A 19038-nucleotide genomic window follows, 5' to 3' on the forward strand; every position below is an offset into this window, starting at 1 on the left:
TGGCCGCGCAGCCATTGGCTGGCGCTGGACCTGTCGCCGGCGATGCTCAGCGAGGCGCGCGCGCGCGGCCGCACCGGCGCGCGCTTTCAACCGCTGTGCGCCGACGCGGAACGCCTGCCCCTGGCCGGCGCCAGCCGCGCGCTGGTGTTCTCCAGCTTCGCCTTGCAATGGTGCCGGCCGCGCACGGTGATGGCGGAAGTGGCGCGCGTGCTGGTGCCCGGCGGCCACCTGATGCTGGCGGTACCGCTGGCCGGCTCGCTGCACGAACTGACCGAAAGCTGGGCGGCGGCGGACGGCCGCGCCCACGTTAACCGGCTGCCAACGGAACAACACTGGCGCGCCGCGCTGGCGGACGCCGGCCTGATGCCCAGCCAATGGCAATGCCTGAGTTTCACCGAACACTACCCGGACGTGAAAACCCTGGTGCGTGCCTTCAAAGCCACCGGCGTTGATCACGTGCAAGGCGCCGCCGCCGGCCTGACCGGCAAAACCGCCTGGCGCGCCATGGCGCACGCCTATGAGCAGCGTCGCCAACCGGCGGGGTTGCCGTTGACGTGGCGGGTGTTGTTCGTGCGAGCGGAGAAGGGCGCTTGACGCCGGACGCCGGACGCCGGACGCTAAAACCCGGCGCGGTGTGGAGTGTTGACTGAAACGCAGAAAACACACCAACGCTTTCAGACTATGGGTTAAGCGTCCGGCGTCCGGCGTCCGGCGTATAACCCCTAACCGAGGACCCCCAATGCCACAAACCACGCCCCCACCCCTGCCCGTCCTGCGCGGCGTCTTCTTCATCACCGGCACCGACACCGAGGTGGGCAAGACCTGGGTCAGTTGTCGGTTGTTGGAGCGGGCGCGGGAGGCGGGGTTGAAGTGTTACGGGTTGAAGCCGGTGGCGGCGGGGTGTGAGGCGACGGCCGAGGGATTGCGCAATGAGGATGCGGTGAATCTGATGGCGTCGTCGTCGGTGACGCTGCCCTACGAGGTGGTCAACCCGGTGGCGCTGAAGGCGGCCATCGCGCCGCACATCGCCGCCGCGCAGGAAGACCGGCGTATTACCCTGTCACAACTGGCGGGCTATGTGCGCGGCGCGCTCAATAGCCACCCGGCGGATCTGGTGCTGGTGGAAGGCGCCGGCGGCTGGCGGGTGCCACTCAATGATCGGGAGATGCTGTCCGGTCTGGCCAAAGAACTGGCGCTGCCGGTGATCCAGGTGGTCGGCATGAAACTCGGCTGCATCAACCACGCCCTGCTCACCGCCGACGCGATCCAAGCCGATGGCCTGCGCTACACCGGCACCGTCGCCAACTGCTTCGGCGCCATGGACGTGCGCGAGGAAAATCTGCTCACCCTGCGGCAACATTTGCCGGGTGCGTTTACGGTGGTGTGACACGTCAGCGCAGAGCACGTAGTTGAAAGTTAAAAGTTAAAAGGGCGGCTTCGTAGTATGGGCCCGCTTCAACTTTTAACCTTCAACTTTCAACTCGCTTCTACGAAGCCGGCCAGCGCCGGTGATGCGGCTTTATTTCTGGCATTCAAATATTCGGATTCAACGTATACGTCCCGGTGACGCTGGCCTGGTCGAGGATGTGGCCGTCCATGGCTTTCAGGGCGTCGGCGCCGGTGAAATTGCCTTGCAGGTTGAGGCTGGGCACGTCCAGGGCGTACACGGTGAAGGTGTAGTGGTGCAGGCGTTCGTCGTTCCACGGCGGCGCGGGGCCGTCGTAACCACCGTACACGCCTTTCAGGGTGTCGTCGCCGGCGAAGAAGTCGGTGTAGCCGTTGATGCCGCGCACGCCTTTGTCGGTGGGGCCGGGGTCCTTGCCGCCGGTGACCACGCCGTCGGCGTCCTCGCCTTCGTCGATGTCACGCACGTCGGCGGCGATGTCCACCAGCACCCAGTGGTAGAAGTCCACCCGTTTCAGGTCCTTGGGCACGGTCTTGCCTTCCTGGTTGACGTTGGTGGGGTCGGAGGGCACGTCCGGGTCGACCACCAGAACGGCAAAGCCGCGGGTGCCATCGGGCACGTCGTCCCAGCTGACTTTTGGGTTGCGGTTGTCGCTGAACCGGAAATGCTGGTCCGGGTCGGGAATCGCGAACGCGAACGGGGCGGGGATCGGCTGGCCTTCGGAAATGCCTTCAACGGTAACGCGCATGATTGTCTCCTGAGCAATAAAAACGAGGTCGATCTTTTCGCGATGTACCTGGTGCAGTGGGTGCCGCGGGCGTGTTTTTCAAGCGTCTGGCGTGCGTGAAGGCGGTGGCACCGCTTTCTGTTGCTGGATGCCGTACACCCACTCACGCCAGATCGCCACCAGCAGCGCCATCAGCACCGGGCCGATAAACAGGCCGACCAGGCCCATGGTCTTGGCGCCGCCCACCAGGCCGAAAAAGGTGGGCAGGAACGGCAACCGGATCGGCCCGCCCACCAGGCGCGGGCGCAGGGTCTTGTCGACGATGAACAGCTCCACCGTGCCCCACACGAACAGGCCGATGGCGGCGCCGGTTTCGCCGGTGCCGAACAGGTACAGCGAGACCAGGCTGAAGGCCAGCGGCGCGCCGCCGGGAATCAGCGCCATAAAGCCGGTGAGCACACCGAGAATCACGTGCGAGGGCACGCCGGCGATCCAATAGGCGATGCCCAGCACCACCCCTTCGCCGAGTGCGATCAGGCCCATGCCCAGCACCGTGGAGCTGACCGTGGCCGGCACCACCCGTGAGAAGCGGTGCCAGCGCGAGGGCAGCACGCGCTCGCCGATCACATCGAGTTGCCGCGCCAGGCGGCGGCCGTCCTTGTAGATGAAAAACAGCGTGATCAACATGAACAGCAGGCCCAGCAGAAGATTGAGCGCGCCGCCGCTGAGCGTCAGCGCCCAGCGATAGAGGTTGCCGATCTGCTCACCGCTGACCAGGCGGATCACCTCGCCGATGGCATGGGGTTCGGCGAGATTGTCCTGCCATAGTTGCGCCAGCCATTCGCCGGCGCCGGGCAGATCGGCGATCCAGGCCGGCACCGGCGCGCCCTGCTGATTGGCCACCAGCAGCCAGTGGGTCCACTGGCGTAGTTCCTGCACCGCGAACGTCAACGCCATGGCGATGGGAATCACCAACCCCAGCACGATCACGATGATCGCCAGGCTGGCACTGAGCAGATCACGGCCGCCGCAGCGGGCGTGCAGGCGCTGGTATAGCGGCCAGCTTGAAAAGCCGATGATCAGCGCGGCCAGAATTGGAATCAGAAAGCCGCGAAAGAAGTAGGCGGCGACCACCAGCAAAAGCACCAGCAGCCAGCGCGCAACGATGTTGTCGGGGAGAATCGGGGTCATTGAAGGCCCAGTGCTGCCAAGCGGTAAAGGGGCGCCGCCGCCCGGGCGGTGAGTGGTTTATCAACCATATCACGGCCGCCCGTGAAGCAAGCAGCAGGGAAATATTTTGTCGCGCTTGCTCTACAGAACGCCGTTGTCCAGACCGGCGGCCAGATACAGCCCCAGCTCGCCGACCTGACCGACGAACGCCTCTTGCCATTCGCCCCGGCAGATCAGCGGCGGTTGCGCCCAATTCCAGCGCAGGCCGGTGATGATCGACTCCACCGCCCGGCGCGTGCCGGTGCCGTCATGGCCGGCGCGCACGTAGAGCGCGCAGGGCAGGCCCTGTTTGTGTTCCAGCACGGCGTAGTAGGTGCGATCAAAGAAATCCTTCAGCGCGCCGCTCATGTAGCCCAGGTTCTCGGTGGTGCCGAGCACGATGCCGTCGCAGGCCATGACATCGTCCGGGCCGGCCTCCAGGGGCGCTTTCCAGATCGCCCGCACGTCCTCGATGTCCGGATGACGGGCCCCTTCCAGGGCGGCCTCGGCCAGGCGGCGGGTGTTCGGCGAGGGGGCATGGGCGACGATCAGCAGGTGTTTTGAATCGGTCATGCAGGCAGTGTAAGGGATCGCCGCGCCAGCGGCACCCGGTTGCCAGCGCGCTTGCCTTTGTGACCGGTCTCACATAAAAAGGGCTGGGGTAAAAAAATAACGAATGGCAAGGAGCCAGCTATGCAGCGCTTTTTCATGGGGGCGGCGTGTGCCGCGATCGCACTTTCCACATTCACTTCCGCATCCGCATCGTCGTGGTTCCAGACCAGCGCCTACGTGGCCGCCGATCTGGGGCGCTCCGATGCCAACTTCTCGCGCTCCGACTTCGGGGCGTTCCAGGCCACCGATTCGGGTGGCAACACCTATGTGTTCACTCCGTCGGTGGACGATAAAGACGTCGCCCTGGCATTTCTGGTGGGTATACAGCCGCACCCCAACATCGCCCTGGATGTCGGCTACCTGGATCTCGGCGAAGCCTCGGTTACGTACCAGGCGGCGGGAACCGGTGTGTCCGCGAAAGGGGAAATCGGCGTGGACGGCATGACATTGGGGATCAACCTGCTCTCGCCGAGCTATCGGCAAGTGACCCTGTTCGCCCGGGGTGGCCTGTTTCGCTGGAGCAGTGATACCCGGGTCAGGATCGATGGCGCGACGCTCGCCAGCGACGATGACGACGGTACCGATCCGTTCTACGGGGTGGGCCTGCTGTTTGGCTGGGACAACCTCAGGTTCCGCGCCGGCGTGACCCGCTACGAAGTGGAGGACACCGACATCGATGTCTACGGGGGTGGCCTTCAGTACCGTTTTCCGGTGGGCGGTGCCTGAACCGCTTTCCAGTCCGGATGAGGGGCCCCGTCCAGGGCGGCCTCGGCCGGACGCTGGACGCCGGACGCTGGACGCCGGACGCCGGACGCTAAGATCAAACCCCGCTGCTGAAAACATTGCGGCTGCGCATAGGGGGATTGTCTTTTCGCAACCGGCGAAAGCGCGGCAGCCGTTGGATGCTAACCCGGTGGGGCTTTCCGTGTGTGTTGCGCCAAGCCTCGCAGAAAACACTCCGAGCCTTTCGGAGCCAGGGTTAAGCGTCTGGCGTCTGGCGTCCGGCGTTACTCCACATAATCCAACGGCAAAGCGGTGGTGTCGATCACCCGGCGCATGATAAAGCTCGATTGAACGCCGCTGACGCCCTCGATGCGGGTGATCTTGTTGAGCAGAAACTGCTGGTAGTGATCGATGTCGGGCACCACCACCTTGAGCAGGTAGTCCGCTTCCTGGCCGGTGACCAGATAACACTGCTGCACCTCCGGGTACTGCTTCACGGTGGCCTCGAAGTTGGCGAAGCGTTCCGGGGTGTGGCGGTCCATGCTGATCTGGATCATGGCGGTGAGATCCAGCCCCAGCGCGCGCGGGTCGAGCACCGTTTCGCGGCGCACGATCACCCCCGCGCTCTCGAGCTTTTGCACTCGCCGGGAACAGGGCGACGGCGACAGGCCGATGCGCTCGGCGAGTTGCTGATTGGTGAGTCCGCCGTCGTCCTGCAGGGCCTGCAGGATTTTCAGGTCGGTGCGGTCGAGAGTCGCGATCTTTTTCTTGGTCATGCAACAAAATCCCTTTTCATATTTTATTCGTGGAATATTATTGCGTGAAAGGTGGAAATGCACGCAAATAAGCAATCACATTGCCGGGCCTTTGCCGTACACTGTTTCTGTCGCTGAGGGGAAGGCCACAAGCCGGACCACAGCCGACCCGGCCTCCGTCCTACCCGGAGGAAGCCGGGTCGGAGACGACATCTTCCGCACGCCGGGGCAACCTCCCGGGCACGGTGCCGGCGATCCCGGACCGGACGCGGTCATTATCTCACTCCAAGGAGTCACCCATGAGTTTCGATCATCGTAAGTACGCGCCCATTGCCACCATCGACAAGCCCAACCGCAGCTGGCCGAACCAGCGTATCGAGAAGGCGCCGCTATGGGCCGCGGTGGACCTGCGCGACGGCAACCAGGCGTTGATCAAGCCCATGTCGGTGGCCCAGAAAGCCCGCTTTTTCACATTGCTGGTGGAGCTTGGCTTCAAGGAAATCGAAGTCGGTTTTCCCTCCGCCAGCCAGATCGATTTCGATTTCTGCCGCATGCTGATCGAACAGGACATGGTGCCCGACGATGTGCACATCCAGGTGCTCAGCCAGTCCCGGCAGGAGCTGATCGAGCGCACCTTCGAGGCGGTCAAGGGCGCCAAGAACGCGATCGTGCACATTTACAACGCCACCTCGCCGATCTTCCGCGAGCAGGTGTTCAACGTCGACCGCGAAGGTTGCAAGGCGATTGCCGTGCAGGCGGCCACCTGGGTGCGCGACTGTGCCGCCCGGCAGCCGGAGACGCGCTGGAGCTTCGAGTATTCGCCGGAGACCTTCAGCGCCACCGAGACCGAATACGCCATTGAGGTGATCGACGCGGTCAACCAGGTGTGGCGGCCGGATCAGGGTCAGCGGGTGATCATCAACCTGCCGGCCACCGTGGAAGTGAGCACCCCCAATGTGTTCGCCGACCAGGTGGAGCTGGTGCACGAAAACATCCAGCACCGCGAGCACGTGCTGATCAGCGTGCACACCCACGACGACCGTGGCTGCGGCGTGGCGGCGGCGGAGCTGGCGCAGATGGCCGGCGCCGACCGGGTCGAGGGCACGCTGTTGGGCAACGGCGAGCGCACCGGCAACATGGATCTGGTCACCTGCGGCATGAATCTGTACGCCCAGGGCATCGATCCGCGAATCGATTTCTCGCGCATGAAAGAGATCGTCGAGGTGGTGGAAGACATTACCGACATCCAGACCCATCCGCGCCATCCGTACGCGGGCGATCTGGTGTTCACGGCGTTCTCCGGCAGCCATCAGGACGCGATCCGCAAATGCCTGGCCCGTTACCAGCCCGGCGATGTCTGGCGGGTGGCCTATTTGCCCATCGACCCTCACGATCTGGGGCGGCGCTATGAGGAAGTGGTGCGCATTAACTCCCAGTCCGGCAAGGGCGGCGTGGCGCACGTGCTGGAGCGGGACTTCGACATCAGCCTGCCGCGCTGGCTGCAACAGGAGCTGGCCGGGGTGGTGCAGAAGGATGCCGAAGAGGACGGCGGCGAGATCGATGGCGAACGCATTCACCGCCGCTTCAACGAGGACTACCTGAACGTGCCCGATGGCTGGACGCTGCGCTCCTACGACCTGCACCGCAGCGACGAGGGCGTGCAAGCGCAGATCAGCATCGGCGACGCGAACAACCCGGCCAGCGTGCTCTCCGGCCGTGGTGAAGGCGCCATGGGCGCCCTGGTGGACGCGCTCAACCGTCGCCATGGCTGGCAGCTGCGGGTGGAATGCTTCGACGAATCCTCCCTGGGGGACAACACCGAAGCCAACGCCATGGCCTGTGTGCGGGTGCAGGTGGGTGAGCAGGTGCAAAGCGCCGTGGCGCTGGCCGCCGATACCACCGCAGCAGCCCTGCAGGCGATCCTGTGCGCCGCCGGCCGGGTCGCCGCCGCCGAGGAAAAGCGCCAGAGCGCGTAACGCGGTGGATTGAAAAGGCCGTTGAGAAGCCCCCGGGAAACCGGGGGTTTTTTCTTTTGAAAAATCCGATACAGGAATCAGGATACAGCGCGGCGAAGGCCTCGGTGTGCTGCAGGGCCGTGCCCGCGCCGTGGTGCCGAAAGACCGCCCCTCTCCCTGTCCCTCTCCCTGTCCCTCTCCCGCAAGGGGAGAGGGGACCCTCCAGCACGCGCCTTTGCAGCTCTTCCGCGCATACGCTTAGCCCCTCTCCCCTCGCGGGAGAGGGGTTGGGGAGAAGGGGTGATTCAGCTTTCGACGCCTGCCCGGCCGTTCCTACGGTTGGGCGCCGGCCTGTTCCCCCGGCCGCCAATCAATCCCGGGTTATTTGCGCGCCTTCCAGAAACGTTTCCAGGACTTCGCCCATGCGCCGCTGGCTGGCGGCGAACAGGGTGGGGTCGGCGAGCATTTCGTTTTCGGTTTGCATCCAGGGGCCGGGTTTCAGCTCGCCCGCGCATTCCTGGCACAGGGCGCGCACGTTGTCGGCGGTAAGCTCCAGGTGGAATTGCAGGCCGAGCACCTGCTCGCCATACAAAAACGCCTGATTCTCACAGCCCCAGCTGCGCGCCAGGTGGCGGGCGCCATCGGGAATGGCGAAGGTGTCGCCGTGCCAGTGCAACACCGGCGCCGGGTTGTTGAACAGCGCGCCCAGGGCGGTGTCACGGCCGGCTTCGGTGGATTGCACCGGAAACCAGCCGATTTCCGGTTCCGGGTTGCGGCGCACGCGGGCGCCGAGCACCCGGGCGATCAGTTGCGCGCCCAGGCACACACCGAGCACTTTCTTGTCGGCGCCGATGCAGCGCTCGATCAGGCGTTTTTCTTCGGCCATCCACGGGTAGCGGCCTTCGTCGTCGGCGCTCATTGGCCCGCCCATCACGATCAGCGCGTCCAGTTGGTCCGGGTCCGGCAACGGTTCGCCGTGGTAAAGGCGGGTGGCGCCGATGGCGTGGCCGCGCTGGCGCAGCCAGGGCTCCATGGTGCCGAGCTTTTCGAAGGGAACATGGGTCAGGTAATGGATGCGCATGGCCGCGTCCGCCGTGGTGGGTGCGTGCAAGGTGCCGGTACCAATGCTGTTCGCCGGATGACAGTTACCGGTTACAAGTACTGCTTATAAGTACTGGGCCTGAAACACGGCGAGCAGATGATCATCGCCATCGTACAGACTCAGGCGCTGGCCTTGCAGATTAAAGTGATCGGTTTTGTTGAGGCTGTCCACAAATTCCTCGGCCACGTTGGGCCCCACGCAGGCGCGCCGGGTGCTGGCCAGCTTATCCAGCGCGAGGCGATCGCCGTCGCGCTGGTATTCGCCACTGAGACGGTTGCAGCCGGTGCTGCCCTTGACGTCCTTGTCGCCGAGAATCAGGTGCGGCTCGCTCTCGCCGTGTTGCGGCGCGGGCACCGGCTGGTCATCCAGGTGCATCAGTTTCCAATATGTATTGGTCAGGCTGGCGGTGGGCTCGTCGCAGTCCACGCGCTGATTGCTGACTCGGAAGCTTTGCACCACCAGGGTGGCTTCGGTGGTGCCCGATTGCGCGCCATCGCGCTTTTCGATTTCGCCGGTGACTTGCATGACCACCGGCGCCAGCGGCTCTTGACGGGCGTCGAGATAGGCCTTTTGCATATCGCCGGTGCGCGGGCCGGCCACCTTGAACCGTTGGTCGCCGCCGCAGGTGGTAAAAGTGGCGTTGTCCGGCTGGTAAACGAAGCGGCCCAGATAGCTGTTGCCGGCGCGGGTGGCCGGTTGAAGGGCCAGGGTCACGGCCTGATGCGCGTCATCGAGCACCGGCTGGGCGGTGGTGGTGGTGAAGTGCACGGCGCCGTCGGCGATCACCCGGGCGCTGACCGTGTACTGGTGCCCGGCCTGGATCGCGGCTTCATTGAAGTACAATTGAAAGGGCATGCGCAGCCCCTCCAGCCGCAGCCGGGTGAGCCGCTGAGCGACCACCTCGGCGGTGGTCTGCTGTTGGGACACGTCCTGGAGGGTCAGCGCCAGCACCGCGTTGTCGGGTACGCCGACATCGGCGGGCAGCACCACGGTGCCTTGCAGCGAGCCAATGCCGCTGTTGTCGCGGCGATAGGCGCCGGCGAATGGGCTCTCGCCCTCCAGGTTGAGGGTATCGCCGTCCACACCGGCGCTAAGCTGGTCGTCGGTGAGGGTTTCGGTTTGTTCGCCACCAAGATAGTGCAGAGTGAGTTTCGTGTCGTTCGGAGCCTCCCAGTTGACACCCCGGTGGCGCTGATCGCCAATCACGTAAAAGTGGCCGTCCTGTTCCAGAATCAAGGCGTCCAGCCCGGTGGCGGTATCGACGGGTTGCCAGATACCCTGCAAGCCACTTCGCTGAGCCTGCTGAGGTACCGGTTCCTGCTTCTGGAGTGCCTCGGCCTGCTGGTCGGGGTGGGCCTGGCCGCTTTGGTCGGCGTCATCACAGGCGCCGAGAAACAGCGCCAGGGGCAGGGCGAGCCAAAGGGATTTCATAGATGGGTTCTCCAAAAACTGATCTTCGTCAGAGTGCGGCGGCGCTTATCGGTTCCCATTGGGGGGAATCGCCACCAGGGAGAGCTGTTTCTCGATCCACTGGGTACGTTGCTGCACATAGTCGGTGGTGCCGCGAAGATCGTAATAGCTGGGGCGCGGCAACATCACCGCCAGTTGTGCCGCCTGGGTGCCGCTGAGCCCGCCGGCGTTGGTGCCGAAGTAATGGCGCGCGGCGGCTTCCGCGCCGAATACCCGGTTGCCCCATTGGGCGGTGTTCAGATACAGCTCGAGAATGCGCCGTTTCGACAGCGTCAGTTCAAGCATGGCGGCGATCACCGCCTCCTGGGCCTTGCGCACATAGCTGCGGTCGCTGTTGAGAAACAGATTCTTGGCCAGTTGCTGGGTGATGGTCGAACCGCCCGCCACCGGCCGGCCGGCCTCTTCGTTGCGTTCAATGGCGTGGCGAATGCCGCGCCAGTCAAAGCCCATGTGCTCCACGAAGTGGGCGTCCTCGGAGATCAATACCGCGCGTTTGAGGTCGTTGGCGATCTGCTCGTAGTCGCGCCATTGATACTGAACCGGCCCATGCTGGCGGGCGCGCTCCATAAAGGCGGTGTCTTGCGGGTTGTGATCGCGCAACTGAACGACCTGGACCAGATACCAGAGCTGGGAGCCCACGGCGACCAGCAGCACCAGACCCACCAGGGACAAAAACAAACGCTTCATAGACTCGTGCATCCTGCTCGGCGAGGCGTTTATCTTGGCGAAAAGCCACGCCGTTGTCAGGTCCCGTGGTGGCAAAGGGTCACGATTGCGGCGAAGACTCCGGCGCCGAACGCCGCAGCGCCTTGATGGCATCGCGGTTATTGACGAACAGATTGTCGTGGCCAATCTGTTGCGCAAGGCCAGTGCGATGCAGCACGTCGAGCACCTGCTTCTTGGCCCCGGAGAGGGCCAGGCGAACGCCGCGGCGATGCAAAGCGGTTTGCAGGTCGGCGAGCATTTCGGTGCCGGTGCCGTCCACCGCGTTGACCGCCGACATGCACACCAGCACCACGGTGAGCCCGGGTTCCTGGTCCAGCCGTTCACGGATAAAACGGTCCATCAGGGGCGCGGTGATGTAGGTGAGTGAGGCGTCCATGCGCAACGCCAGCACCCCCGGGGCGATCGGCGGCACGCCATGCAGGGCGCGGTCTCGCAGGGTGCCGGCGGAGTGCAAACCGAGCTCGATCAGGCGCGGGTGGGCGCGCCGATACAGGAACAGCAGGATCGCCAACAGGAAACCGGTGAGCACGCCCCAGTGCAGGTAAGGCACCGAGATCAGGGTGGCGACGAAGGTGGCCACCGCCACCACGCCGTCGTCCAGGGAGGCGCGGCCCAGGCGCACGAAAGCACGGGGCCTGATCAGGCCGAACACCGGCACCACGATGATGGCGGCGAGCACCGCCTTGGGCAGGTGGTGCAGGCTGTCGGTGAAAAACAGCAGGCAGATCAGTGTGCACAGGCCGGCGAACAGGGCCGACCAGCCGCTGGTGGCGCCCACGTACAGATTCAGGGCGGTGCGCGAGAACGAGCCACTGACGGGAAAGGCGCCGCTCAGGCCGCTGGCCACCTTGGCCAGGCCCTGGCCGATCAGCTCCTGGTTCTGATTCCACAGGCGGCCATCCGGCGCCGGGATCGTGCGGGCGCTGGACATTGCCTCGGTGAAGCTGATCAGCGCGATGATCACCGCCGCCGTCAACAGCGAGCGGTGGGTCTCCAGATCCAGGGATGGCGGCCAGGCCAGCGACGGCAAGCCGGCGGGAATGGCGCCCACCACGCCGCCGCCCATGGATTCGAAGCCGATCAGCGCGCTCACCACGGTGGCCGCGATACACACGATCAGCACCCCGGGCAGGCGCGGCGCCAAGCGCTTCTGGATCAGCAACAGCAGCATCGAGCCGAGCCCGAACATCAGCGTCCACAGCCAGGCCGGGTCCGGTTCACGCAGATGCGCCAGCAACCCCTGCCACTCGAGCATGGCGCTGCCCGAGGGCAGCCCTAGCAGGGCCGGTAACTGGGACAGAAGAATGATCAGCGCGGCGGCGTTGATAAAGCCGGTGATCACCGCGTTGGAGACAAAATTGGCGATTTCCCCCAAGCGCAAGGCGCCGAGCAGAAACTGGATCAGACCGGCGTACAGCGACAGCCAGATCGCCAGCATCACCCAATGGGGGCTGCCGGGCTCCGCCAGCGGTTGCAGGGCGGCGAAGGTGAGCAGGCTGGTCAGCGCCACGGGCCCCACCGCCAGCAACGGCGACGAGCCCCACAGAATACCGACGATACTGGGGATCAGAGCGGCGTAGAGGCCGGTCACCGGCGGCATGCCGGCCAGGGTGGCGTAAGCGATCGCCTGGGGCACCAGCACCAGGCCCACGGTCAGGCCGGCGAAGGCGTCGCTGCGCAAGCTGCGTGCGGTGGGGCGGGGCCAACGCAAAAACGGCAGCAGGCGGGTCCAGGCTTTCATCGAAACTCCAGCAGAGCGACCCGCGGCGAGAGAGCCCGGACGCCGTTATAACTTAAAGTGTTAATGATATGGCATTATTGTCGCGCTGTGGAGAGGAACGGCTCAAAATAACCGCTGTTGTTTGACGTGGGACGCTAGACGCCGGACGCCGGACGCCGGACGCCGGACGCTACACCGGCGTGGTCCGACGGGCATGCAGGTTTGCAAACACGGTTCTGAAAACCTGCAAAGGATGCAGTACGGGGTTTTGACTTGGCGTCCGGCGTCCGGCGTCCGGCGTCCGGCGTCAGGCGTCAGGCGTCTAGCGTCCGACGTCCGACGCCAGACGTCCGACGCCAGACATCCCCTCAACCGCCGAGTCCGGCCGCCTGGGCGAGCAGCAGCAGCGGTTGCGGGTAAATGCCCAGCGCCACGGTCAGGAAGGCGATCAGCAGCAGCATGATGCCGCCGGCCTGTTGGCCCCAGTTGAGCGGCGGTTCGCGGCGGCGCAGGGTGGGTTCCACCAGATACAGGATCACCATCACCCGCAGGTAGTAGAACAGGCCGATGGCGCTGCCGATGATCAGCGCGCCGAGCATCCACCACAGGTGTGAATCCACGCCCACGGCGATCAGATAGAACTTGCCGATAAAACCGGCGGTGAGCGGAATGCCGGCCAGCGAGAGCATCATCACGGTGAGCACCGCGGTCAGGTACGGCCGGCGCCAGAACAGGCCCCGGTATTCGTACAGCGCGTCGCAATCACGGTCTTTGTAAGGGCTGGACATCAGCGTGATGACGCCAAACGCACCCAGGGTGGTGAGCATGTAGGTGGCCAGATACACCGCCGCCGCCTCGGTTTCGCCGCCGCCGTTGCCGGCCAGCACCATCAGCAGATAGCCGAAGTGGGCCACCGAGGAATAGCCGAGCAGGCGCTTGAGGTTGCTTTGCATCAGGGCGAGCAGGTTACCGGCCAGCATCGAGGCGATGCCGAGCACCATGATCAGGCCGTGCAGCCAGTCGGTGTCGGTGACCGGCACGCTTTGGAACAATCGCAGCAGTACCGAGAAGATCGCCACCTTGCTGGCGCTGGCCAGCAGCGCCGCCGCTGGTACCGGGGCGCCCTCGTAGACGTCCGGCGTCCACAGGTGAAACGGCACCACCGAGAGTTTGAAGCCGAAGCCCACCAGCATCATCGCCAGACCGGCCTGGGACAGCGGGCCGGCCAGCGCGCCGTCGGCGAGGGCGGCGAACGACAGCGAGCCCACTTCGCTGTACCACAGCGCCATGCCGAACAGAATGAACGAGGAGCCGGCGGCGGAGAGCACCAGATATTTGAAGCTGGCTTCCAGGGAATGACGGCTGAAGAAGGCGTAGCCGATCATGCCGTACAACGGCACCGACAACAGCTCCAGGCCGATGAACAGGGCCGCCAGGTTCTGCGCGCAGGCCAGCACCAGGCCACCGGCGGTGGCGAGCAACAGCAGCAGGTAGAACTCTTCCCGGTTGCCGGGGTAACCGCTGTCGTCCTTGCCCTCCAGGTAGGCGTGGGCGAGGGTGGCGCAGGCCAGGCTGGCGATCAGCACCAGCGCCATGAAAAAGCCGGCGAAGTGGTCCACGCGCAGTAACGGTGTCACTTCCAGGGGTGTCACGTGGAGCGTGACAAGCACCGAGACCAGCGCCAGGTTCAGGCCCACCACGCTGAGAATGAACGTCTGCGCGTGGCTGCGCCGCCAGGCGATGCCCAGCATCACCGCCACCGCGGTGGCGGAGGTCACCAGAAGGGGCAGCAGGGCAATACCGTGTTGGAGCGTCAGATTCATGCGCGACTACCTGGCTGAAGCGAGTTGTGAAAAGGCGTGGCCGAGCCATTGCTGAACGCCGCTCATGCTGGCCGCCGAGGCGTCCAGCACCGGCTGCGGGTAGAACCCGAGCAGCAGCACCAGCACCGCCAGGCACAGCATCATGCCCAGCTCGCGGGCGTTCATGCCGCGCAGGGTGGTGGCGTTGGCGTCCCGTGGGGCGCCGAAGTAGGCGCGCTGGATCATGACCAGCGAGTACACCGAGCCGAGCACCAGACCGGTGGTGGCGATCACCGCGACCCAGGGCTGCACCGCGAAGGTGCCGAGCAGAATCAGGAACTCACCGACAAAGTTGCCGGTGCCGGGCATGCCCAGTGACGCCACCGCGAAGAACAGACTGAGTGCGGGCAGGTAGCGCATTTTTCCCCACAGGCCGCCCATCTCTCGCATGTCGCGGGTGTGCAGGCGTTCATAGAGTTGCCCGCAGAGAATGAACAACGCCGCCGCCGACAGACCGTGCGCGATCATTTGCACTACCGCCCCCTGCAGGGCGAGCTGGGTGCCGGTGTACAGCGCGATCAGGACAAAGCCCATGTGCGAAACGCTGGAGTAAGCCACCAGCCGTTTGATGTCGGTCTGCGCGAACGACAGCACGGCGCCGTAAATGATGCCCACCAGGCCCAGGGTCATGGCGATCGGCGCGAACTCCGCCGAGGCGTTGGGGAACATCGGCAGGGCAAAACGCATGATGCCGTAGGCGGCCGTCTTGAGCAGAATGCCGGCCAGATCCACGGAGCCGGCGGTGGGCGCCTGGGCGTGGGCGTCGGGCAGCCAGGAGTGCAGCGGCACCACCGGGAATTTCACCGCGAAGGCGACGAAGAAGCCCAGCATCAGCAGCATTTCGGTGGTGGGCGTCAGTTCGGTGGTGAGCAGGGTGGCGTAGTCGAAGCTGAGATTGCCGGTGGTGTTGTAGTGCACGAACACCAGGCCGAGGATCGCCACCAGCATGATCAGGCCGCTGGCCTGGGTGAAGATGAAGAATTTGATGGCGGCGTTGATGCGGGTCTTGCCGTCGGTGCCGCTGTGGCCCCACAGCGCGATCAGGAAAAACATCGGCACCAGCATCATTTCCCAGAAGAAAAAGAACAGGAACAGGTCGAGCGCCAGGAACACGCCGATCACGCCGCCGATCACCCACAGTAGGTTGAGGTGGAAAAAGCCCACCCGGTGCTGAATTTCCTTCCAGGAGCAGAGCACCGAGAACAGGCCGAGCAGGCCGGTGAGCGAGAGCATCAGCACCGACAGGCCGTCCACCGCCAGATGCAGGCTGATGCCCAGGCGGTCGATCCAGGGCAGGCGGAACTGCGCCAGCCAGGCGGGCTCGGCGCCCGGCGCGGGCGCCAGGGAGGCGTCGCCGGTGACCCACAACCAAACGCTCAGCGCCAGCACCAGCGCCATGCTCCACAGGGCGATCCAGCGTGGCAGGGCGGTGCTGAAGCGCTCCGCCTGCCAGCACAGCAGACCGGCGATAAACGGGATCAGTATCAGCCAGGGCAGAATCATCGGTGTCCAGGTCCTTTCAGAAAAAGCGGCATCAGAGCGCCAGCCAAACCGCGCCCACCAGCAGCAGCGCGCCGGCGGCCATTATCAGTGCGTACCAGCGCACCTGACCGGTTTGCGACCGGCTTAGCAGTTCATGCCCGCCGCGCGCGGCACGGGGTATCAGGTTCAGGGTGCGATCCAGCGGGTCGCGGCGCAGCAGCGCGGCAAGCCACAGGTACGGCCGCACGAACAGGTGATCGTAGAGCCAGTCGAAGCCCCAGGCGGCGTACCACCAGCGGCCGAGAAAACGCCCGGGGGCGCTGTTGGCGATGCGCGTGACCAGGGTGCGCTCGCCGGCGTACAGCAGCAGCGCCAGCACCACGCCGGTGAGGGCGATCGCCACGGAAAGGATTTCCAACTGATGCTGGCCGGCGCCGCCGCCATGGCCAACGCTTTCCGGCAGCACCCCGGCCAGCGGCGGGGTGATCAGGGCACCCACGAAGGTGGACAGCACGATCAGCATCGCCAACGGCAGATTGTGGCTCAGGCCCTGGCCGGCGTGCGCGTCGCTGTTGGCCTTGCCGTGGAACACCAGCATGATCAGCCGGAAGGTGTACAGCGAGGTCAGGAAGGCGCCGGCCAGGCCGGCGTACAGCAGGCCGGTGTGGCCGCTGGCGAACGCTTCCCAGAGGATCTCGTCCTTGGAATAGAAGCCGGCGGTGACCAGGGGCAGGGCCGCCAGCGCCGCGCCGCCGACCAGAAACGCCACGTAGGTGAGCGGCAGCTTCTTCCACAACCCGCCCATGCGGAACATGTTCTGTTCGTGGTGGCAGGCCACGATCACCGAACCGGAGGCCAGGAACAGCAGCGCCTTGAAGAAGGCATGGGTCATCAGGTGGAAGATCGCCGCGTCCCAGGCGGACACGCCCAGGGCCAGGAACATGTAGCCGATCTGGCTCATGGTGGAGTAAGCCAGCACGCGTTTGATGTCGGTCTGCACCAGGGCGGCGAAGCCGGCCAGCACCAGGGTGGCGGCGCCGACCACGCCGACCAGGGCGAGGGTGTCCGGGGCCAGCTCGAACAGGCCGTGGGTGCGGGCGATCAGATAGACGCCGGCGGTGACCATGGTGGCGGCGTGGATCAGCGCGGACACCGGCGTCGGGCCGGCCATGGCGTCCGCCAGCCAGGTCTGCAACGGCAATTGCGCGGACTTGCCCACCGCGCCGCCGAGCAGCATCAGGGTGGCCAGCTCGATCCAGAAGTCGCCGGCGGCGAATTTCTGTGGCGCCAGCGTCAACAGTTCCTGAATGTTCAGGGTGCCCAACTGCATGAACAGAATGAACAGGCCGATGGCCAGGAACACGTCGCCGACGCGGGTGACGATGAACGCCTTGAGGGCGGCGGCGCCGTTTTTTGGGTCGGTGTAGTAAAAGCCGATCAGCAGATAGCTGCACAGGCCGACGCCTTCCCAGCCCAGGTACAGGAACAACAGATTGTCGCCCAGCACCAGGCACAGCATGGCGGCGATAAACAGGTTGGTGTAGGCGAAGAAGCGGGAAAAGCCCTCCTCGCCGCGCATGTACCAGGAGGCGAACAGGTGGATCAGGAAGCCGACTCCGGTGACCACGCCGATCATGGTCAGCGACAGGCCGTCCAGATGCAGGGTGAAAGTGGGCGCGAAATCACCGACCACCAGCCACTGCCACAGCGTCACCGTGTAGGCGCCGCCGCTGGGCACCGTGTTCAGAAACTGCCAGCCGGCGACGGCGCTGAGCAGCGCCGCCAGGCCGACGCTGCCCACTCCGATCAGGGTGGCGGTGCGTTCGCTCCAGCGGCCCCGGGAGAACGCCAGCAACAGGAAGCCGGCCAGGGGCAGAATAATCACCAGGGGCAATAGGTTCATCCGTGCATCTCGCTGGCTGCGTCCACGTCGAGGGTGTTGAAGCGGCGATGCAACTGCAACAGGATCGCCAGGCCAATGGCCGCTTCCGCCGCCGCCAGGGTGATGATCAGAATGAACATCACCTGGCCGTCGGCCTCCACCCAGCGGCTGCCGGCGACCACGAAGGCCAGCGCCGCGGCGTTCATCATGATTTCGAGACTCATCAACATGAATAATATGTTGCGCCGGATCATCAGGCCGGTCAGGCCCAGGGTGAACAGCACCGCCGCCAGGGCCAACCCGTGTTCAAGAGGAATCATGCCTTTACTCCTTGTCCTGCCGGCCCAGATGCCAGGCGGCGACCAGCGCCGCCAGCAGCAGCATGGAAGCCAGTTCCACGGCGAGAAGGTAGGGGCCGAACAGCGTTACGCCGACCTCTTTTGGGTCCACCAGGGTGCCTTTGATCATGGCGCCGCCCGGCTGATGGAAAAGAATGCCAAGCAGCTCCACCAGCAGCAGCGCGGCCAGCACCGAGGGGCCCAGCCAGGCACGCGGTGTCAGCCAGCGGCGTTCCTGTTCGGCGGTGGCACGCCCCAGGTTGAGCATCATCACCACGAATACGAACAGCACCATGATGGCGCCGGCGTAGACGATGATTTCCAGGGCGCCGGCGAACGGCGCGCCGAGGCTGAAGAAGCACATCGCGATCGCCATCAGCGACACCACCAGATAAAGCAGCGCGTGCACCGGATGGGTGTGGGTGATGACCCGCAGGGTCGCCGCCACGGCGATGCCCGCTGAGAAATAAAATGCGAACTCCACGCTCTCTCCTCAGAGTTGACCGGCCCGCGGGCCGCTACGGCAGCAGTGTCTTCACGTCCACCGGCTGGGCTTCGTTGTGCGCCGCGCCCTTGGGCTTGTCTTCAATGGCCATGCCGGCGACCCGGTAGAAATTGTAATCCGGGTACTTGCCGGGGCCGCTGATCAGCAGGTCCTCTTTTTCGTAGACCAGCTCCTGGCGGTTGTACTCGCCCATCTCGAAATCCGGGGTGAGCTGGATCGCGGTGGTCGGGCACGCTTCTTCGCACAGGCCGCAGAAAATGCAGCGCGAAAAGTTAATGCGGAAGAATTCCGGGTACCAGCGGCCATCCTCGCGCTCCGCTTTCTGCAGGGCGATGCAGCCCACCGGGCAGGCCACCGCGCACAGGTTACAGGCCACGCAGCGCTCGTCGCCGTCCGGGTCGCGGGTCAGCACGATGCGACCCCGGTAACGGGGCGACAGCGGCACCGGCTGCTCCGGGTACTGCAGAGTGTCGCGCTTGTGGAAGGCGTGGGAGAACACCATTACCAGGCTGCGAAGCTGGGTGTAGGTGCCCTGCACGACGCCGAAAACGTACTTGATCATGGT

The 19038-nt window shown here is 65.0% G+C and carries 18 protein-coding genes; 4 read left to right on the top strand and 14 right to left on the bottom strand.

What is annotated here, in order from left to right:
* Both CGS25_RS10910 and bioD read left to right on the top strand, forming a co-directional pair.
* A partial coding sequence (locus CGS25_RS10910; protein WP_101675477.1) for a methyltransferase domain-containing protein occupies positions 1-594 on the top strand: 594 nt, incomplete at its 5' end.
* A gap of 145 nt (positions 595-739) precedes the next feature.
* Complete coding sequence (gene bioD, locus CGS25_RS10915; RefSeq protein ID WP_101675478.1) at positions 740-1387, top strand: dethiobiotin synthase; 648 nt, start codon at positions 740-742, stop codon at positions 1385-1387.
* 145 nt (positions 1388-1532) lie between these two features.
* On the opposite strand, the gene CGS25_RS10920 is transcribed toward bioD, so the two are convergent.
* The 3 genes from CGS25_RS10920 to CGS25_RS10930 form a co-directional block, all read right to left on the bottom strand.
* Positions 1533-2153 (bottom strand): YbhB/YbcL family Raf kinase inhibitor-like protein, encoded by a 621-nt coding sequence (locus tag CGS25_RS10920; RefSeq protein ID WP_101675479.1) that lies wholly within the window; start codon positions 2151-2153, stop codon positions 1533-1535.
* A 78-nt stretch (positions 2154-2231) separates the two neighbouring features.
* Positions 2232-3323, bottom strand: a complete 1092-nt coding sequence (locus CGS25_RS10925; protein WP_089033322.1) for an AI-2E family transporter — start codon at positions 3321-3323, stop codon at positions 2232-2234.
* 120 nt (positions 3324-3443) lie between these two features.
* Entirely contained in the window at positions 3444-3914 is a 471-nt protein-coding gene (locus CGS25_RS10930; protein ID WP_101675480.1) for a flavodoxin family protein, read from the bottom strand.
* 120 nt (positions 3915-4034) lie between these two features.
* Between CGS25_RS10930 and CGS25_RS10935 the strand changes: the two genes are divergently transcribed.
* Positions 4035-4679: a porin family protein gene (locus tag CGS25_RS10935; protein ID WP_101675481.1), complete on the top strand. Its 645-nt coding sequence runs from the start codon at positions 4035-4037 to the stop codon at positions 4677-4679.
* Between the two features lie 281 nt (positions 4680-4960).
* On the opposite strand, the gene CGS25_RS10940 is transcribed toward CGS25_RS10935, so the two are convergent.
* A complete protein-coding gene (locus tag CGS25_RS10940) occupies positions 4961-5452 on the bottom strand; it encodes an Lrp/AsnC family transcriptional regulator (protein ID WP_101675482.1) in 492 nt (163 codons plus the stop codon).
* A gap of 278 nt (positions 5453-5730) precedes the next feature.
* Here CGS25_RS10940 and CGS25_RS10945 point away from each other — a divergent pair, with 278 nt between their 5' ends.
* A complete protein-coding gene (locus tag CGS25_RS10945; protein WP_101675483.1) occupies positions 5731-7407 on the top strand; it encodes a 2-isopropylmalate synthase in 1677 nt (558 codons plus the stop codon).
* Between the two features lie 349 nt (positions 7408-7756).
* On the opposite strand, the gene CGS25_RS10950 is transcribed toward CGS25_RS10945, so the two are convergent.
* From CGS25_RS10950 to nuoI, 10 genes are all read right to left on the bottom strand, one after another.
* A complete protein-coding gene (locus tag CGS25_RS10950; RefSeq protein WP_089033317.1) occupies positions 7757-8467 on the bottom strand; it encodes a type 1 glutamine amidotransferase in 711 nt (236 codons plus the stop codon).
* 84 nt (positions 8468-8551) lie between these two features.
* Positions 8552-9919, bottom strand: coding sequence for an META domain-containing protein (locus tag CGS25_RS10955; RefSeq protein WP_101675484.1), 1368 nt, complete (start codon positions 9917-9919; stop codon positions 8552-8554).
* Between the two features lie 45 nt (positions 9920-9964).
* Positions 9965-10645, bottom strand: coding sequence for a monofunctional biosynthetic peptidoglycan transglycosylase (gene mtgA / locus CGS25_RS10960; RefSeq protein ID WP_089033315.1), 681 nt, complete (start codon positions 10643-10645; stop codon positions 9965-9967).
* A 79-nt stretch (positions 10646-10724) separates the two neighbouring features.
* Complete coding sequence (locus CGS25_RS10965; protein ID WP_089033314.1) at positions 10725-12425, bottom strand: SulP family inorganic anion transporter; 1701 nt, start codon at positions 12423-12425, stop codon at positions 10725-10727.
* 347 nt (positions 12426-12772) lie between these two features.
* Complete coding sequence (gene nuoN / locus CGS25_RS10975; RefSeq protein WP_101675485.1) at positions 12773-14227, bottom strand: NADH-quinone oxidoreductase subunit NuoN; 1455 nt, start codon at positions 14225-14227, stop codon at positions 12773-12775.
* A gap of 6 nt (positions 14228-14233) precedes the next feature.
* On the bottom strand, positions 14234-15769 hold the full coding sequence (gene nuoM, locus CGS25_RS10980) for an NADH-quinone oxidoreductase subunit M (protein ID WP_101675486.1): 1536 nt from the start codon (positions 15767-15769) through the stop codon (positions 14234-14236).
* A 31-nt stretch (positions 15770-15800) separates the two neighbouring features.
* Positions 15801-17651, bottom strand: coding sequence for an NADH-quinone oxidoreductase subunit L (gene nuoL / locus CGS25_RS10985; protein WP_101675487.1), 1851 nt, complete (start codon positions 17649-17651; stop codon positions 15801-15803).
* Positions 17648-17950: an NADH-quinone oxidoreductase subunit NuoK gene (nuoK, locus tag CGS25_RS10990; protein WP_089033310.1), complete on the bottom strand. Its 303-nt coding sequence runs from the start codon at positions 17948-17950 to the stop codon at positions 17648-17650. Before nuoK ends, nuoL begins: the two co-directional genes overlap by 4 nt.
* 4 nt (positions 17951-17954) lie before the next feature.
* Positions 17955-18452, bottom strand: a complete 498-nt coding sequence (gene nuoJ, locus CGS25_RS10995) for an NADH-quinone oxidoreductase subunit J (protein ID WP_089033309.1) — start codon at positions 18450-18452, stop codon at positions 17955-17957.
* Between the two features lie 34 nt (positions 18453-18486).
* Positions 18487-19035 carry an NADH-quinone oxidoreductase subunit NuoI gene (nuoI, locus tag CGS25_RS11000; RefSeq protein WP_089033308.1) on the bottom strand — a complete coding sequence of 183 codons (549 nt, stop codon included), beginning with the start codon at positions 19033-19035 and terminating at the stop codon, positions 18487-18489.
* Positions 19036-19038: the final 3 nt, after the last annotated feature.

The organism is Alloalcanivorax mobilis, from assembly GCF_002864685.1.
GTDB classification, from domain to species: Bacteria; Pseudomonadota; Gammaproteobacteria; order Pseudomonadales; family Alcanivoracaceae; genus Alloalcanivorax; species Alloalcanivorax mobilis.

Excerpts from the sequence above, each read along its gene's own strand:
- nuoK (WP_089033310.1), bottom strand. The coding sequence starts at position 17,950 with ATGATTCCTCTTGAACACGGGTTGGCCCTGGCGGCGGTGCTGTTCACC.
- CGS25_RS10955 (WP_101675484.1), bottom strand. The coding sequence starts at position 9,919 with ATGAAATCCCTTTGGCTCGCCCTGCCCCTGGCGCTGTTTCTCGGCGCC.
- CGS25_RS10930 (WP_101675480.1), bottom strand. The coding sequence starts at position 3,914 with ATGACCGATTCAAAACACCTGCTGATCGTCGCCCATGCCCCCTCGCCG.
- mtgA (WP_089033315.1), bottom strand. The coding sequence starts at position 10,645 with ATGAAGCGTTTGTTTTTGTCCCTGGTGGGTCTGGTGCTGCTGGTCGCC.
- CGS25_RS10920 (WP_101675479.1), bottom strand. The coding sequence starts at position 2,153 with ATGCGCGTTACCGTTGAAGGCATTTCCGAAGGCCAGCCGATCCCCGCC.
- CGS25_RS10935 (WP_101675481.1), top strand. The coding sequence starts at position 4,035 with ATGCAGCGCTTTTTCATGGGGGCGGCGTGTGCCGCGATCGCACTTTCC.
- CGS25_RS10945 (WP_101675483.1), top strand. The coding sequence starts at position 5,731 with ATGAGTTTCGATCATCGTAAGTACGCGCCCATTGCCACCATCGACAAG.
- nuoM (WP_101675486.1), bottom strand. The coding sequence starts at position 15,769 with ATGATTCTGCCCTGGCTGATACTGATCCCGTTTATCGCCGGTCTGCTG.
- nuoN (WP_101675485.1), bottom strand. The coding sequence starts at position 14,227 with ATGAATCTGACGCTCCAACACGGTATTGCCCTGCTGCCCCTTCTGGTG.
- CGS25_RS10965 (WP_089033314.1), bottom strand. The coding sequence starts at position 12,425 with ATGAAAGCCTGGACCCGCCTGCTGCCGTTTTTGCGTTGGCCCCGCCCC.
- nuoI (WP_089033308.1), bottom strand. The coding sequence starts at position 19,035 with ATGATCAAGTACGTTTTCGGCGTCGTGCAGGGCACCTACACCCAGCTT.
- CGS25_RS10925 (WP_089033322.1), bottom strand. The coding sequence starts at position 3,323 with ATGACCCCGATTCTCCCCGACAACATCGTTGCGCGCTGGCTGCTGGTG.
- CGS25_RS10940 (WP_101675482.1), bottom strand. The coding sequence starts at position 5,452 with ATGACCAAGAAAAAGATCGCGACTCTCGACCGCACCGACCTGAAAATC.
- nuoL (WP_101675487.1), bottom strand. The coding sequence starts at position 17,651 with ATGAACCTATTGCCCCTGGTGATTATTCTGCCCCTGGCCGGCTTCCTG.
- CGS25_RS10950 (WP_089033317.1), bottom strand. The coding sequence starts at position 8,467 with ATGCGCATCCATTACCTGACCCATGTTCCCTTCGAAAAGCTCGGCACC.
- bioD (WP_101675478.1), top strand. The coding sequence starts at position 740 with ATGCCACAAACCACGCCCCCACCCCTGCCCGTCCTGCGCGGCGTCTTC.